The organism is Pseudomonas sp. A, from assembly GCF_056270345.1.
The window spans coordinates 5289815-5305035 of record NZ_CM149873.1 but is presented as its reverse complement, the minus strand read 5'-3'; the positions used below and the strand labels follow the sequence as shown (position 1 = coordinate 5305035).

Genomic DNA, 15221 nt, shown 5'->3' with positions numbered 1-15221 from the left:
GCCTGGCTTGAGTGGTAGGGTATGGCGGTCGCAACGAGGAGCCGCCATGGACCCGATCACCGTACTTTCCACTCGCCTGGGCGAACACCTGCGGCGCTTCAACGCCCAGGTGAGCACCGCCGAATCCTGCACCGGCGGCGGCATCGCCGAGGCCATCACCCGCATCCCCGGCAGCTCGGCCTGGTTCGAGGCCGGCTACGTCACTTATTCCAATGCCCAGAAAACCCGCCAGTTGGGCGTCCCCGAGGCGTTGTTCGCCCAGGTGGGGGCGGTCAGCCAGGAAGTGGTCGAGGCCATGGTGCGGGGCGCCCAGGCCGCCAGCGGAGCGCGCTTCGCGGTGGCGGTCAGCGGCGTGGCCGGGCCAGACGGCGGTTCGCCGGCCAAGCCGGTGGGCACGGTGTGGCTGGCCTGGGCCGACGGAACCCACGTGAGCAGCGAGCGCCGGCACTTCGACGGCGACCGCGAAGCGGTGCGCCGACAGACGGTGATCGCCGCGTTAGACGGCTTGTTACAGCTTGGCGCGGAGTAATTCGCCCGACGGGGGTTTGCGGAAACGAATCGCTGTGGAATAATACTGGCTACTTATACAGTTATTCCGGCCGTCAGGGCCACGTCGAACACGTGAGGATTTCAATGGACGACAACAAGAAGCGCGCCTTGGCTGCGGCCCTGGGTCAAATCGAACGCCAATTCGGCAAGGGCGCGGTCATGCGCATGGGCGACCACGAGCGCCAGGCCATTCCCGCCATCTCCACCGGTTCCCTGGGCCTGGACATCGCCTTGGGCATCGGCGGCCTGCCGAAAGGCCGTATCGTCGAGATCTACGGCCCGGAGTCCTCGGGTAAAACCACGCTGACCTTGTCGGTCATCGCCGAAGCCCAGAAGAACGGCGCCACCTGCGCCTTCGTCGACGCCGAGCACGCCCTCGACCCTGAATACGCCGGCAAGCTGGGCGTCAACGTCGACGACCTGCTGGTCTCGCAGCCGGACACCGGCGAGCAGGCCCTGGAAATCACCGATATGCTGGTGCGCTCCAACGCCGTTGACGTGATCATCGTCGACTCCGTGGCCGCCCTGGTCCCCAAGGCCGAGATCGAAGGCGAGATGGGCGACATGCACGTCGGCCTGCAAGCTCGCCTGATGTCCCAGGCACTGCGCAAGATCACCGGTAACATCAAGAACGCCAACTGCCTGGTCATCTTCATCAACCAGATCCGTATGAAGATCGGCGTAATGTTCGGTAGCCCGGAAACCACCACCGGTGGTAACGCCCTGAAGTTCTACGCCTCGGTGCGCCTGGACATCCGCCGTACCGGCGCGGTCAAGGAAGGCGACGAAGTGGTCGGCAGCGAAACCCGCGTCAAGATCGTCAAGAACAAGGTTTCGCCACCGTTCCGTCAGGCCGAGTTCCAGATCCTCTACGGCAAGGGCATCTACCGCAACGGCGAGATCATCGACCTGGGTGTGTCCCAAGGCCTGGTGGAAAAATCCGGTGCCTGGTACAGCTACCAAGGCAACAAGATCGGTCAAGGCAAGGCCAACGCCGCCAAGTACCTGCAAGAGAATCCGGCCATTGGCAGCGAGATCGAGAAGCAGATTCGCGACAAGCTGCTGACCGCTGGTGCTGCCGCCGCTGCAGCAGCGGCCGCCAAGGCTGGTGCAGCCGAAGCCGATGCCGACGACCTGGCTGACGCCGACGCCGGTTATTGATTGGCCCCATGTCCGTCGTACTCGACACCCCCGTCGCCGTTCGGCGGACAGCCATGGACCTGCTCGCACGCCGCGAGCATGGTCGCGTCGAGCTGACGCGCAAGCTGCGTCAGCGTGGCGCACCGGACGAGCTGATCGAGCCTGCGCTCGATCGGCTGGCCGAAGAAGGGCTGCTCAGTGAAGCCCGCTATCTGGAAAGCTTCATTCGCTACCGGTCCAGTGCCGGCTACGGCCCCGCGCGAATTCGCGAGGAGCTTGGCCAGCGTGGATTGAACCGTGGCGATATCGACCAGGCCCTGCGCGACAGCGAAGTGGACTGGGCGACGCAACTGCGTGATGTCTGGCAGCGCAAGTTCGCCGGGCAACGCCCGCAAGACCCACGCAGTCGGGCGCAGCAGACGCGTTTTCTCGCCTACCGTGGTTTCCCCATGGACATGATCGGCCGGCTGCTCAGCGGTCGCGATCTCGACGATTATTGATGCCCTGTACGGCTGACGCCCATGCGTGTCAGCTGTACAGGGCATTTTACGTTCAGCTGACCCGCAAGGCTTCCCGGGCTCGCTGGGTGGTGTGCATCGGCTGGGGCTTGGCCCAGTTTTCCGGCAGGTTGATGAAGTCCACCAGTTCGCGCAGACGGCCCTGGTCGCGCCCGTTGAAGGCGAAGGTCAGGCGTGTCAGGTGGCTGAAGTTGCCTTCCTCGTGTTCGGCGCCACTGTCCGCTTGCTGGTGGTACCTGCCGCTCAGGCGCAAGTCGGCGAAGCCTTCCTCGACATCATGCAGGGCTGCCTCGCTCAAGGGGTGGTGCATGCGGATCACGAACTGGTTCTTCAACCAGCGGCTGGAGTGGTAGTTGCTGTAGAACTGGTTGATCTCCTCGACCGCTTCGTCGGCATTGTGCACCAGGCGCACCAGCTTGAGGTCGCTGGGCAGGATGTAGCGGTTCTCTTCTAGCTGGCGACTGATGAAGGCCAGGGCGTCCTGCCAGAAGCTGCCGCCGGGTGAGTCGAGCAGCACCACCGGTACCAGTGGGCTCTTGCCGGTCTGGATCAGCGTCAGCACCTCCAGCGCCTCGTCGAGGGTGCCGAAGCCGCCTGGGCAGAGCACCAGCGCGTCGGCTTCCTTGACGAAGAACAGCTTGCGGATGAAGAAGAAATGGAACGGCAGCAGCTTGTCTGTGCCATTGACCGTGGCATTGGCGTGCTGTTCGAACGGCAGGGTGATGTTGAAACCCAGGCTGTGGTCGGCTCCGGCGCCCTCGTGTGCGGCGGCCATGATGCCGCCGCCGGCGCCGGTGATGACCATCAGGTCCGAACGTGCCAGCGTCGCACCCAACTCCCGGGCCAGCGCGTACATGGGGTGTTCCATTGGTGTGCGCGCCGAACCGAACACGGTGACCTTGCGCCGCCCCTTGTAGCGCTCGAGGGTGCGGAACGAATGGTCGAGTTCGCGCAGGGCCTGCAGGGTGATCTTGGCGTTCCAGCGGTTGCGGTCGTCGTGGGCCATGCGCAGCACAGTCAGCAGCATGTCGCGATACAACGGCAGGTTGGGGCTGTTCGGCGCGACCAGTTGCAGTTGCTCATCGATCTTGCTCAGGTCGATGCCGTTGTCCCTGAAATGGTTGAACAGCAGCTCGTTCGATTGGTAAGGCATTCAACGTCTCCTTCTGCAGCAAAACCTCTGACCGGGTCGATGGCGTGTCCCGGCCGCGACACTGCGTGTGTCGCTGGCTGCTGTGGCTCGAGTGTGCCCCCCGAGCGTTGCAGTGGGCCTTCAAGGCCATGTTGCAGTGGCAATTCCATCGCGTTGTCGTTGTTATGGGTACTCGATATCAATCTAGACCCTGGCGCGGTTTCGTGCCGCCACAGGCGCGCGCTACCGCCGGTCAGACGGGATACAGGAATGACCGGGCTTTGGTTAACTGGGGGCAGAAGGGTGAGGCAGCGAGGTGGCGGTATGCACCGGCTGGAGATCGAAGTGGATGGGCAACTGTTGCAGTTGCTCGAGCACGAGGCCAAGGTTCATCACCTGAGCCTTGAAGGGGAGTGCCTGCGCCGCCTGCAGGGCGCCGAGGCGCATTCGCGTTACCTGCAGGCGCTGCTGGCCGAATTGCGCGCCGATGATGAGCAACGGCGCGCCAGAAACAGCGATCAGTTGGCCTGAATCACTTCTTCTTGTTGCCGGCCGAGCAGCTGGCTGCGTCGAAGGCCTGGTCCATGACCGGCTGGTTGGTCTTGTAGACAGTGAAGCGGTAGACCATCACGGCGCCCTTGGACATCAGCTGGCGGTAGCCGTTATTACGGCACACGCTGTCGCCCAGCTGGCTGCGGACCTGCGCGGGATTGCCCTGCATGCGCTGGGCATGCTCCTGGCGTACGCTCAGGTGATTGACCAGTGCCTTGCCTTCGACGGTGTAGCCCTGGTCGAGAATGTCTTCGTTGATGGCCCGCGGGGTACCGACGCTGCTTTCCTTGGCGACCTTCTGCAGCATCTGGTTCAGCTCGTACTCCTGCTTGGACGCGGCCTGGGCGGCCAGCGGCAGGGCGAGCAGCAGGCTCAGGGTCGGGACGATAAGACGCAGCATGGATCTCTCCTGGTTCGATGACTGGCGCTTTGACCAGCGCCGGCGGGCGGCGTTCCATGAAACCGCAGGGTTTCCAGGCCGCCAGAAACTGCGATTATAAAGGAGCGGCGTCGTTGGCTGCACGGCAAATGACGTGGGCTCTGGTAGACTGGGCACCTTGTTTTCATCGAGTTGTCGCCGTGCCCCTCCCACTTCCCTGCCAAGGCCTGCTGCCATGAGCCACGCGGTAGCGCGCCTGCGCGCCGAGCGCCTGGCGCGCAGCATCAAACCCTTTGTTGCCCGAGGCTCGCGCGCCGAGCGTTGCGCGGATTGCCGGGTGATCGCCACGCACTGCCTGTGCGCCTGGAAACCCCGGGTGCCGGCCGAGTCCGGCATGTGCCTGCTGATGCATGACACCGAGCCATTGAAGCCGACCAACACCGGCTGGCTGATCGCCGACGTGATCGAGGACACCTCGGCCTTCGGCTGGTTGCGCACGTCGGTGGACGAGGGGCTGCTGGCGCTGCTGGACGATCCCCGTTGGCAGCCCTACATCGTCTTTCCGGGCGAGTTCGTCAAGGAAGATCGGGTGGTCAGTGAGGTTGTGCGCGAGCCGGGCAAGCGCCCGTTGTTCATCCTGCTCGACGCCACCTGGACCGAGGCGCGCAAGATGTTCCGCAAGAGCCCGTACCTCGACCGTTTCCCGGTACTGAGCCTGCAGCCCGAGCAGATGTCGCGCTACCGCCTGCGCCGTTCCAAGCGTGATGATCACTTCTGCACCGCCGAAGTGGCCGCCATGTGCCTGGAACTGGCCGGCGACGGCCAGGCCTCGCAGGCCCTGGACGCCTACCTGGACGTCTTCAGCCTGCACTACCTGAGCGGCAAGCGGCGCCTGCCGCTGGACGAGCAGGACGAGGTCCACCAGCGTTTGCATACCTTCCTATAGTCCAAGGGGCAGGCGCGACAGTTTGGTTCATACTGTCGGGGCTGGCAGCCAGGGTAGGCGGGTTCGACCGGGCAATTGGCTTGACCACCCGGGGCGTGCTCGGCATCCTTGGCGCCGCTTCGGGCACGACGAAGCTGCTGTTACCCCGGACTTCGCCGTGCCATCCCGGCCGGCGGCCCTGCCGTTCGCGCCATGAGTTGCCCGCCAGGCGTCTCCCGTATCCCCTGCGCCTGGCACAGAACAGGATCCATAGATCGATGGCCACATACGAAATCCTGATTGCCGATGACCACCCGCTGTTTCGCAGCGCACTGCGCCAGGCCGTTACCCTCGGCCTGGGCCCGGACGTGCGTCTGGTCGAGGTGGCGAGCATCGCCGAACTGGAAACCAGCCTCACCGAGAAAGCCGACTGGGACCTGGTCCTGCTGGACCTGAACATGCCCGGTGCCTACGGATTCTCCGGCCTGGTCCTGCTGCGCGGCCAGTACCCGCAGATCCCGGTGGTGATGGTTTCGGCCCAGGAGGAGGCGGCCGTCGTGGTCAAGTCCCGCGAATTCGGCGCCAGCGGCTTCATTCCCAAGTCCAGCGAGCTGAGCAAGATCCAGGAAGCAGTGCGCAACGTGCTCGACGGCGATGTCTGGTGGCCGCCGCAGGCCTTTGACAAGGTTGATGTGTCGGCCGAGGCCAAGGCCGCCAGCGAAGGCCTGGCCAGCCTCACCCCGCAGCAGTTCCGCGTGCTGACCATGGTCTGCGAAGGACTGCTGAACAAGCAGATCGCCTATGAACTGAGTGTTTCCGAGGCGACCATCAAGGCCCACGTGACGGCGATCTTCCGCAAGCTGGGGGTGCGCACGCGAACCCAGGCGGCGCTGCTGCTGCAACAACTTGAATCGGTTTCGGCCAGCTAAGTACCCGTGCATTCACGCTTTTTTGACTCCGACTGGACTAGTGTCCTGTCTCGGAAATAGGCTGTTCACTTTTGGCGGCGTCTTGGGCGCCCGGCCGGCGTTGCCACTCCTCGCCATAGCCCTGCTATGACTCGTCGCGGCGCCTTGGCCGGACACCCAAGCCACTCGCCAAAAGAGAACGTATTTCCGAGACAGGGCACTAGCCTGCCGACCTTATCTCCGGTGAAGTGACGGACACACATGTCGCCATTCAAAGGCCAGACCGGCCTCAAACGTATCGTCAACGCCGCCGGCTATTCGCTGGACGGCCTGCGCACCGCCTTCAAGGGCGAGGCCGCCTTCCGCCAGCTGGTGCTGCTCAACGTGCTGTTGGTGCCACTGGCCTTCTGGCTGCCGGTCAGCCGCGCTGAGCGGGCGATCCTCATTGCCGTGTGCCTGCTGGGGCTGATCGTCGAGTTGCTCAATTCGGCGGTGGAGGCGGCCATCGACCGCATCTCGCTCGATCGCCACCCGCTGTCGAAGAACGCCAAGGACATGGGCAGCGCCGCGCAGCTGGTGGCCATGAGCATGGTCGCGGTGGTCTGGGGCGTGATCCTGCTCGGTTGAGCGCTCAGGCGATCGGCGGCAGCACGATCTCGTCGCTGCGCCGCACGCCGGCGGTGAAGCTGCGGCACAGCTCGAGGAACTCGCGCATGGCCGAGGTCTGGTACTTCTGCTTGTGCCAGATGAAGTAGAACTGCCGCGCCAGATCCAGGGCCGGGGTTTCCACCGGCACCAGGCTGCCGCGGCGGAAGGCATCGCGCAGGGCCAGGCGTGAGATGCAGCCGATGCCCAGGCCCGACTCCACGGCGCGCTTGATCGCTTCGGTGTGTTCCAGCTCCAGGCGGATGTTCAGGTTGGCGCGGTGATGGCGCATGGCCTGGTCGAAGGTCAGGCGCGTGCCCGAGCCCTGCTCGCGCAGGATCCAGGCTTCATGGGACAACTGCTCGATACCGGCATGGCCGACCTTGGCCAGGGGATGCTGGGGCGCGCAGAACACCACCAGTTCATCCTCCACCCAGGGCTGCACCTCGAGATCGGGGTGGTTGCAGTCGCCTTCGATTAGACCCAGGTCAATTTCATAGTGGGCGACCTGTTGCACGATATGCGCAGTGTTCTGCACGTGCAGCTTGACCTGGCTTTCCGGGTGCACCTGCATGAAGCTGCCGATCAGCAGGGTGGCCAGGTAGTTGCCGATGGTCAGCGTGGCGCCGACGGCCAGCGAGCCGAAGCCCGACTTGCCGTTGAGCAGGTCTTCGATTTCCTTGGCCTGGTCGAGCAGGGCCACGGCCTGGGGCAGCAACTGGTGGCCCAGAGCGTTGAGGCTCAGGCGCTTGCCGGCACGGTCGAACAGCTGGCAGCTGGACTGGCGCTCCAGTTCGGTGATCGATGTACTTGCCGCAGATTGCGACAAGGCGAGGACGCCGGCGGCCCGCGACACGCTCTGGTGCTGGGCGACGGCGACGAATACCTGGAGCTGACGGAGTGTGAATCGCATATCTATATAACCGATAACACATATCTTGATAATTCAGTTAACAGATATTGTCGCTGCCCCTAAACTATCGCGCAACTGCGCGTCTTGCGCGCGCCGCGTTTTCCTTCAGGAGCCCCATCGATGAGCAACATGAACCACGAACGTGTCCTCAGTGTGCACCACTGGAACGACACTCTGTTCAGCTTCAAGTGCACCCGTGATCCGGGCCTGCGCTTCGAGAACGGTCAGTTCGTGATGATCGGCCTGCAGCAGGACAGCGGCCGTCCGCTCATGCGCGCCTATTCCATCGCCTCGCCGAACTGGGAAGAGCACCTGGAGTTCTTCAGCATCAAGGTGCCGGACGGCCCGCTGACCTCGCAGCTGCAGCACCTGAAGGAAGGCGACGAGATCATCATCAGCAAGAAGCCTACCGGTACCCTGGTGCTCGACGACCTGAACCCGGGCAAGCACCTGTACCTGCTGAGCACCGGCACCGGCCTGGCGCCGTTCATGAGCGTCATCCAGGACCCGGAGACCTACGAGCGCTTCGAGAAAGTGATCCTGGTTCACGGCGTGCGCTACGTCAACGAAGTGGCCTACCGCGAGTTCATTACCGAGCACCTGCCGCAGAACGAGTTCTTCGGTGAGTCCGTACGTGACAAGCTGATCTACTACCCGACCGTGACCCGCGAGCCGTTCGAGAACCAGGGCCGCCTGACCGACCTGATGCGCAGCGGCAAGCTGTTCAGCGACATCGGCCTGCCACCGATCAACCCGCAGGACGACCGCGCGATGATCTGCGGCAGCCCGAGCATGCTCGACGAGACCAGCGAAGTGCTGGACAGCTTCGGCCTGAAGATCTCCGCGCGCATGCGCGAGCCGGGTGACTACCTGATCGAGCGTGCGTTCGTCGAGAAGTAAGGCGAATCGTAGTAACGAAAAACGCAGACCTGAGTCTGCGTTTTTTTATGCCTGCAGGATCTAGGTTGCCAGTGCCGGCCTCTTCGCGGGTAAACCCGCTCCCACAGATTTTGCGCAACCTGTGGGAGCGGGTTTACCCGCGAAGAGGCCTGGCCTGAAAACGAAAGAGCTTCAGCTTTCCCGCACCACTTCCAGCACCCGGATCCGATCCGGGTGCGGGTAGTGCCACCTGACTTGCACATCCCAGAACTTTACCCCGTAGACCCGCTCCGCAGGCGGTACCTGGTAGGCCGGTCGCGGGTCCTGCGCAAGACACTGTTCGATCAGCTCCACCAGTGGCTGATCCAGGCGCAGTGCATGGTCGCGGGCTTGGGGCAGGGCGCTTTCGCTCCATTCGACGGCAATCGCCTCTGGTGCATCATTGGCCATCAGGTTGCTCGCGCCGGCAATGCTGTCCGCATAGGGCACATAAGGCTTGATATCCAGCACCGGGGTGCCGTCCAGCAGGTCGATCCCCGACAGCAGCAGACGCCCCGGCTCGACGCCTTCCAGGCGCACCACCGACTGACCGATGCCATTGGGCCGGTGGGTGGCCCGGGTGGCGAACACTCCCATGCTCTTGTTGCCGCCCAGGCGCGGTGGACGCACTTTCAGGCGTGGCTTGTCTTCCAGTGCCTGGTGGAACAGGAACAGCAGCCACACATGACTGACCTGCTCCAGCCCTTCGACGGCATCGCCCTGGTCAAAGGGCGGCAGCAGCTCCAGCACGCCACGGGCGGCCGGCGCCAGCTGGGGCTGGCGCGGGATGGCGAACTTCTCCTTGAAACAGGAGCGGACAATGCCGACCGGCGAGACGGTATGCTGCATCCTGGCTCAGCCGCGCACGCGAAGGGTCAGGCCCTTGAGGAAGTTGCGCAGCAGCTGGTCGCCGCAGGGGCGGTAGTTGTCGTGGCCGACCTTGCGGAACAATGCGCTGAGCTCAGGTTTGGATACCGGGAAGTTGACCGACTTGAGCACCGCGTGCAGGTCGTCTTCCTTCAGCTCGAAGGCCACCCGCAGCTTCTTGAGCACGGTGTTGTTGGTCACCGGCACTTCGATCGGCTGCGCTGGACGGCTGTCGTCACGGCCGCGACGGTGGATTACCAGGCCGTCGAGGAAGTGCGCCATGACCTTCTCCGGGCAGAGCACGAAGCCGGGTTCCTCTTCCTTCTTGACGTAGCCGGCGATGGCCTCGACCGAAACCTCCAGGCCCGAGAGCTTGATGATCTCGGCCAGCTTCTGGTCGTTGGCCTTGAGCATGTAGCGCAGGCTGCGCAGTACATCGTTGTGGTTCATTGCAGCGAATCCTGTTCTGTTGCCGTGTCAGTCATTGCGCGGCGGTAATGCTAGGCTCTGTACGAAATGTATCTGCACTCGCCCATACTGCGTTGAAACGGGGCTCGGAATGCTCATGTACTCCAGTACACTCCGCTTCCTCCCCCCGTTTCGCCTTGTCTGGCCTTCGCGCAGACACATTTCGTACCGACCCTAGAAGCGTTCGGTGGCGGCCACATAGCGCCACTGGCCCACTGGCAGCTTGCCCATCGACACGCCGCCCAGGCGAATGCGGCGCATCGCCAGGACCTTGAGGCCGGCGGTCTCGCACAGTTGTTCGATCAACCCGGGCTGCGGGTTCTTCAGGACCATGCGCAGGTGTTGCTCGTTCTGCCAGCTGGCCTTGGCCTTCGGCAGTTCGACGCCCTTGCGCTCGACACCGCGGGCCAGGCGGTCGAGAGCCCCCGGCTTGGCCTGGCCGCTGACCTGGACAATGTATTCCTGCTCCATGCGGCGCAGGTCGGCGTCGAGCTTGCGGGTCACCCGCCAATCCTGGGTGAACAGTTGCAGGCCGCTGGCGCCGGGCAGTAGCGGAGCGACACAGGCCTGGCGGACGAAGTGCCCGTGCAGCGCGCGCACGCCTTCGCGGTGCGCTTCACTTAGACTGGCCATGCTCATGCCTGCCTGGGCGCTGGCGGTGTCCTGTCCGAGCGGCTGGTTGAGCAGCAGGGTCACCGGCTCCAGCGCTTCGGCACGGGCACCCGGGAGCAGTTCAACGCGTTGCCCGGCGACCTTGAACTGCGGCTGCTCGACGACCTGGCCATCGACCGTGACCCAGCCTCCTTCAATGTACAGTTCGGCCTCTCGGCGAGAGCAGCCAAGCTGTTCGATAAGGTGTTTGGAAAGACGAATGGGTTCGGACATGGACACGGGCATCACGCGGCAGGGAAAGCTTTCATTGTACCTGCCTGCGCAGGTTAGCGGCTGCAAATCGATGTCATTTCCGCCAATTCGGAGCGGGGCGATGGTTTCCTTGGTTCGCGTCCTAGGACGTTGTACGAACAAGCCTCATGTGCAGTAGGGGATAGGGCTGCCCCAGGCCGTCGGTTTCCGAGCGCCCGTACACCTCGAAGCCTTCGTGCAGATAGAAGCCCAGGGCCTGCGGGTTCTGTTCGTTGACGTCCAGGCGTTCGGCATTGAGCTCGCTTACCGCATGCCGCAGCAGGCGCTGGCCGATACCCTGGCCACGGTACTGCGGCGCGACGAAGAGCATGTCGACACGGCCGCTGGCCACGCCGGCGAAGCCGAGGATGCGTCGGCTGGCATCCTTGCAGCAGACCAGCATCACCGCGTCGAGGTACTTGTGCAGCACATGCTCACGCAGCAGCACGATGTAGCCGTCGGGCAGGAAGTCGTGGGTGGCGCGCACCGACGCCTCCCACACCCGCACCAGTTCGGGGTAGTCGCTCAGGTGGGGCGTTTGCAGCGTGACGGTGGGCGACATCCTGTGATCCTCGGGGTCATTGAGGAAAACATAGATGTAAAAGGCTGCCCCGCCAGTGGGCTGATGCCAGTCAGTTAGCGCTTCATCGCACTTATTGGGGCTGCTTTGCAGCCCTTCGCGGGTAAACCCGCTCCCACAGGATCGCGCAAACGCTGAATCGAGCGCTGTACTTGTGGGAGCGGGTTTACCCGCGAAGGGTCGCGCAGTGACCCCTATTGGCTTAACTGACTGGCATTAGCCAGTAGGCGGGGTATCTTCAGGCGAGCATCGATCAGACGGGCTCGGCCCACATGTCGTACTCGTCGGCATCGACGATGCGGCAGCGGACCTTGTCGCCCGGCTTGAAGCCGTGGTCGCCGTCGATGAACACGCTGCCGTCGATTTCCGGCGCGTCGAAGAAACTGCGGCCGACCGAGCCCTGCTCCTCGACTTCGTCGATCAGCACCTCGATCTCCTTGCCGATGCGCTGCTGCAGGCGCGCGGCGCTGATCGCCTGCTGGTGCGCCATGAAGCGATCCCAGCGCTCCTGCTTGACGTCGTCCGGCACTTCATCGAGGCCCAGGTCGTTGGCCGGGGCGCCTTCGACCGGCGAGTACTGGAAGCAGCCGACGCGGTCGAGCTGGGCTTCGCTCAGCCAGTCGAGCAGGTACTGGAAGTCCTCTTCGGTCTCGCCGGGGAACCCGACGATGAAGGTCGAGCGGATCACCAGCTCAGGGCACTGCTCGCGCCAGCTCTTGATGCGTGCCAGGGTGCGGTCTTCGAAGGCCGGGCGCTTCATCGCCTTGAGCACCTTGGGGCTGGCGTGCTGGAACGGGATGTCCAGGTACGGCAGGATCTTGCCGGCGGCCATCAGCGGAATCACGTCGTCGACGTTCGGGTACGGATAGACATAGTGCAGACGCACCCAGGCACCCAGGCTGCTCAGGGCCTCGCACAGCTCGAGCATGCGGGTCTTGACCGGGCGACCGTTCCAGAAGTCGGTCTTGTACTTGACGTCGACGCCGTAGGCGCTGGTGTCCTGGGAGATCACCAGGATCTCCTTGACGCCAGCCTTGACCAGGCGTTCGGCCTCGCTCAGCACTTCACCGACCGGGCGGCTGACCAGCTTGCCACGCATCGACGGGATGATGCAGAAGCTGCAACTGTGGTTGCAGCCTTCGGAAATCTTCAGGTAGGCGTAGTGGCGCGGGGTCAGCTTGATGCCTTGCGGCGGCACCAGGTCGATCAGCGGGTTGTGGTCCTGGCGTGGCGGCACCACCTCGTGCACGGCGTTGACCACCTGCTCGTACTGCTGCGGACCACTGACCGACAGCACACTCGGGTGCACGTCGCGGATATTGCCTTCCTCGACACCCATGCAGCCGGTGACGATGACCTTGCCGTTCTCCTTGATCGCCTCGCCGATCACTTCCAGCGACTCGGCCTTGGCGCTGTCGATGAAGCCGCAGGTGTTGACCACCACCACGTCGGCGCCATCGTAGGTAGGCACGACTTCATAGCCTTCCATGCGCAGCTGGGTCAGGATGCGCTCGGAATCGACCAGGGCCTTTGGGCAACCCAGGGAAACGAAGCCGACCTTTGGGGTGGCGGGAGTGGTGGACATGGCTAACCTCGGTATTGAATACAGGTCGCCCGGCTGGAATCGCGGGCGATCTTGACGGGCGCTTTTTGGCGCCTCTGATCAAAAAGTGCGCAATTCTAGCGAGCGCAAGGTCGCTTTACCAGCAGAAATACGACGAACGCTGCGCTATGCTTCGCGCCGTTGCGCCGGGGCTTCCGGGATGGCCCGGCGCGGGTAGGAATTCAACCGGTCTAGATGGCCGTCTGCGGGAGTGGTCGATGGTTCAGGCAAGCAGTCACGCCGAAGGCGGGCAGGGCGCGGCACGGCCGCTGGGCCTGTTGGTGGCCGCCGTGGGGGTGGTCTATGGCGATATCGGCACCAGCCCGCTGTACACCCTCAAAGAGGTCTTTACCGGTGGTTATGGCGTACAGGTCAACCATGACGGGGTGCTGGGCATCCTGTCGTTGATCCTCTGGTCGCTGCTGTGGGTGGTGTCGTTCAAGTACGTGATGTTCATCCTGCGCGCCGACAACCAGGGCGAGGGCGGCACCATGGCCCTGACCGCGCTGGCGCGGCGGGCCACGGCGCAGTACCCGCGCTTGCGCATGCTGATGGTCGGCTGCGGTCTGGTCGGCGCCTCGCTGTTCTACGGCGACAGCATGATCACCCCGGCGGTGTCGGTGTTGTCGGCGGTTGAGGGCATGGGCCTGGCCTTCGAGGGCATCGACCACTGGGTGGTGCCGATCTCGCTTGTGGTGCTGGTGGCGCTTTTCCTGGTGCAGAAGCACGGTACCGAGAAGATCGGCAAGCTGTTCGGCCCGATCATGGTCACCTGGTTCGTGGTGCTGGGGGCACTGGGGGTACACGGCATCTCGCAGAGCCCGGAAGTACTCAAGGCCTTCAACCCGGGCTGGGCGCTGAATTTCTTCATCGTTCATCCGGGCATGGGCGTGGCCATTCTCGGTGCCGTGGTGCTGGCGCTGACCGGCGCCGAGGCCCTGTACGCCGATATGGGCCACTTCGGCCGCAAGCCGATCGCCCGCGCCTGGTTCGCCCTGGTGCTGCCAGCGCTGGTGCTCAACTACTTTGGCCAGGGGGCGATACTGCTGCAAAACCCGGAGGCGGCGCGCAATCCGTTCTACTTGCTGGCGCCGAGTTGGGCGCTGCTGCCGCTGGTCGGGCTGGCCACCATGGCCACGGTGATTGCTTCCCAGGCGGTGATCTCGGGGGCCTTCTCCCTGACCCGCCAGGCCATCCAGCTGGGCTACGTGCCGCGTATGCAGATCCAGCACACCTCCAGCGACGAGCAGGGGCAGATCTACATCGGTGCGGTGAACTGGGCGCTGATGGTTGGCGTGGTGCTGCTGGTGATCGGCTTCGAGTCGTCCGGCGCCCTGGCCGCAGCCTATGGCGTGGCGGTGACCGGTACCATGCTGATGACCACCATCCTGGTCTCGGCGGTCATGCTGCTGCTGTGGAAGTGGCCACCGGTGCTGGCGGTACCGCTGCTGGTGGGCTTCCTGTTCGTCGACGGGCTGTTCTTCGCCGCCAACGTGCCGAAGATCGTCCAGGGCGGTGCCTTCCCGGTGTTGGCGGGGATCGTGCTGTTTGTGCTGATGAGCACCTGGAAGCGCGGCAAGCAGATCCTGGTCGAGCGCATCGACGAGGGCGGATTGCCGTTGCCGGTGTTCATCGGCAGCATCCGCGTGCAGCCGCCGCACCGGGTCGAGGGCACCGCGGTGTTCCTCACCGCCCGGCCTGATGCCGTGCCCCATGCGCTGCTGCACAACATGCTGCACAACCAGGTGTTGCACAGCCAGGTGGTGCTGCTGACGGTGGTCAGCGAAGACCGGCCACGGGTGCCGGAGCAGGAGCGGTTCGAGGTGGAGGCCTATGGCGACGGGTTCTTCCGGGTGCTGCTGCACTTTGGCTTCATGGACGAGCCGGACGTGCCGGCGGCGCTGAAACTGTGCCACCTGGACGAACTGGACTTCAGCCCGATGCGCACCACCTACTTCCTCAGTCGGGAAACGGTGATCGCCTCGCGCCTCGAGGGCATGTCGCGCTGGCGCGGGAACCTCTTTGCGTTCCTGCTGAAGAACGCCAACGGCAATCTGCGGTTCTTCAACCTGCCGCTCAATCGGGTGATCGAGTTGGGGACGCAGGTCGAGATTTGAGGGGCACCCCTTTCAAGGTTCTTGCGTTTTTTGGGGGTATGACCGCTCCAGTTCAAGATTGCCGGGGCTGCTTTGCAGCCCATTCGCGGCACAAGGCCGCTCCT

The 15221-nt window shown here is 64.0% G+C and carries 17 protein-coding genes; 9 read left to right on the top strand and 8 right to left on the bottom strand.

All coding sequences use genetic code 11. The features are described 5' to 3' along the window. The first annotated feature begins 46 nt into the window (after nt 1–46). From AC0MAZ_RS23610 to recX, 3 genes are all read left to right on the top strand, one after another. Nucleotides 47–529, top strand: coding sequence for a CinA family protein (locus AC0MAZ_RS23610; protein ID WP_028690617.1), 483 nt, complete (start codon nt 47–49; stop codon nt 527–529). A 104-nt stretch (nt 530–633) separates the two neighbouring features. Continuing rightward, nucleotides 634–1710 carry a recombinase RecA gene (gene recA / locus AC0MAZ_RS23605; RefSeq protein ID WP_028690616.1) on the top strand — a complete coding sequence of 359 codons (1077 nt, stop codon included), beginning with the start codon at nt 634–636 and terminating at the stop codon, nt 1708–1710. Between the two features lie 8 nt (nt 1711–1718). Next, entirely contained in the window at nt 1719–2189 is a 471-nt protein-coding gene (recX, locus tag AC0MAZ_RS23600; protein WP_028690615.1) for a recombination regulator RecX, read from the top strand. 52 nt (nt 2190–2241) lie between these two features. Here recX and AC0MAZ_RS23595 read toward each other — a convergent pair whose 3' ends face one another. Continuing rightward, nucleotides 2242–3360: an LOG family protein gene (locus tag AC0MAZ_RS23595; protein WP_234560200.1), complete on the bottom strand. Its 1119-nt coding sequence runs from the start codon at nt 3358–3360 to the stop codon at nt 2242–2244. 303 nt (nt 3361–3663) lie between these two features. Between AC0MAZ_RS23595 and AC0MAZ_RS23590 the strand changes: the two genes are divergently transcribed. After that, nucleotides 3664–3870, top strand: coding sequence for a hypothetical protein (locus AC0MAZ_RS23590; RefSeq protein ID WP_203651207.1), 207 nt, complete (start codon nt 3664–3666; stop codon nt 3868–3870). A 1-nt stretch (nt 3871) separates the two neighbouring features. Here the strand turns inward: AC0MAZ_RS23590 and AC0MAZ_RS23585 are convergent, their stop codons facing one another. After that, complete coding sequence (locus AC0MAZ_RS23585; RefSeq protein ID WP_254463911.1) at nt 3872–4291, bottom strand: quorum-sensing-regulated virulence factor family protein; 420 nt, start codon at nt 4289–4291, stop codon at nt 3872–3874. Between the two features lie 214 nt (nt 4292–4505). Here AC0MAZ_RS23585 and AC0MAZ_RS23580 point away from each other — a divergent pair, with 214 nt between their 5' ends. The 3 genes from AC0MAZ_RS23580 (at nt 4506) to AC0MAZ_RS23570 (ending at nt 6730) form a co-directional block, all read left to right on the top strand. Further along, a complete protein-coding gene (locus AC0MAZ_RS23580) occupies nt 4506–5216 on the top strand; it encodes a tRNA-uridine aminocarboxypropyltransferase (protein ID WP_234560202.1) in 711 nt (236 codons plus the stop codon). 257 nt (nt 5217–5473) lie between these two features. After that, nucleotides 5474–6124 carry a response regulator transcription factor ErdR gene (gene erdR, locus AC0MAZ_RS23575; RefSeq protein ID WP_203651208.1) on the top strand — a complete coding sequence of 217 codons (651 nt, stop codon included), beginning with the start codon at nt 5474–5476 and terminating at the stop codon, nt 6122–6124. Nucleotides 6125–6364: 240 nt separating this feature from the next. Next, nucleotides 6365–6730 carry a diacylglycerol kinase gene (locus tag AC0MAZ_RS23570; RefSeq protein ID WP_198744388.1) on the top strand — a complete coding sequence of 122 codons (366 nt, stop codon included), beginning with the start codon at nt 6365–6367 and terminating at the stop codon, nt 6728–6730. A 4-nt stretch (nt 6731–6734) separates the two neighbouring features. Here the strand turns inward: AC0MAZ_RS23570 and finR are convergent, their stop codons facing one another. Then, a complete protein-coding gene (gene finR, locus AC0MAZ_RS23565; RefSeq protein WP_110738445.1) occupies nt 6735–7661 on the bottom strand; it encodes a LysR family transcriptional regulator FinR in 927 nt (308 codons plus the stop codon). 120 nt (nt 7662–7781) lie between these two features. On the opposite strand from finR, the gene fpr reads away from it, so the two are divergent. Next, on the top strand, nt 7782–8561 hold the full coding sequence (fpr, locus tag AC0MAZ_RS23560; protein ID WP_046856781.1) for a ferredoxin-NADP reductase: 780 nt from the start codon (nt 7782–7784) through the stop codon (nt 8559–8561). Between the two features lie 171 nt (nt 8562–8732). Here fpr and tsaA read toward each other — a convergent pair whose 3' ends face one another. The 5 genes from tsaA to rimO form a co-directional block, all read right to left on the bottom strand. After that, nucleotides 8733–9428: a tRNA (N6-threonylcarbamoyladenosine(37)-N6)-methyltransferase TrmO gene (gene tsaA, locus AC0MAZ_RS23555; protein ID WP_475859374.1), complete on the bottom strand. Its 696-nt coding sequence runs from the start codon at nt 9426–9428 to the stop codon at nt 8733–8735. A 6-nt stretch (nt 9429–9434) separates the two neighbouring features. After that, nucleotides 9435–9896: a YehS family protein gene (locus tag AC0MAZ_RS23550; RefSeq protein ID WP_203651209.1), complete on the bottom strand. Its 462-nt coding sequence runs from the start codon at nt 9894–9896 to the stop codon at nt 9435–9437. Between the two features lie 192 nt (nt 9897–10088). Then, entirely contained in the window at nt 10089–10799 is a 711-nt protein-coding gene (locus AC0MAZ_RS23545) for an rRNA pseudouridine synthase (RefSeq protein WP_232856843.1), read from the bottom strand. A gap of 121 nt (nt 10800–10920) precedes the next feature. Further along, nucleotides 10921–11379 carry a GNAT family N-acetyltransferase gene (locus tag AC0MAZ_RS23540; RefSeq protein ID WP_232856845.1) on the bottom strand — a complete coding sequence of 153 codons (459 nt, stop codon included), beginning with the start codon at nt 11377–11379 and terminating at the stop codon, nt 10921–10923. Nucleotides 11380–11650: 271 nt separating this feature from the next. Continuing rightward, complete coding sequence (gene rimO, locus AC0MAZ_RS23535; protein WP_234560206.1) at nt 11651–12982, bottom strand: 30S ribosomal protein S12 methylthiotransferase RimO; 1332 nt, start codon at nt 12980–12982, stop codon at nt 11651–11653. A gap of 236 nt (nt 12983–13218) precedes the next feature. Between rimO and AC0MAZ_RS23530 the strand changes: the two genes are divergently transcribed. Then, nucleotides 13219–15117 (top strand): potassium transporter Kup, encoded by a 1899-nt coding sequence (locus tag AC0MAZ_RS23530; protein ID WP_232856849.1) that lies wholly within the window; start codon nt 13219–13221, stop codon nt 15115–15117. Nucleotides 15118–15221 lie beyond the last annotated feature (104 nt).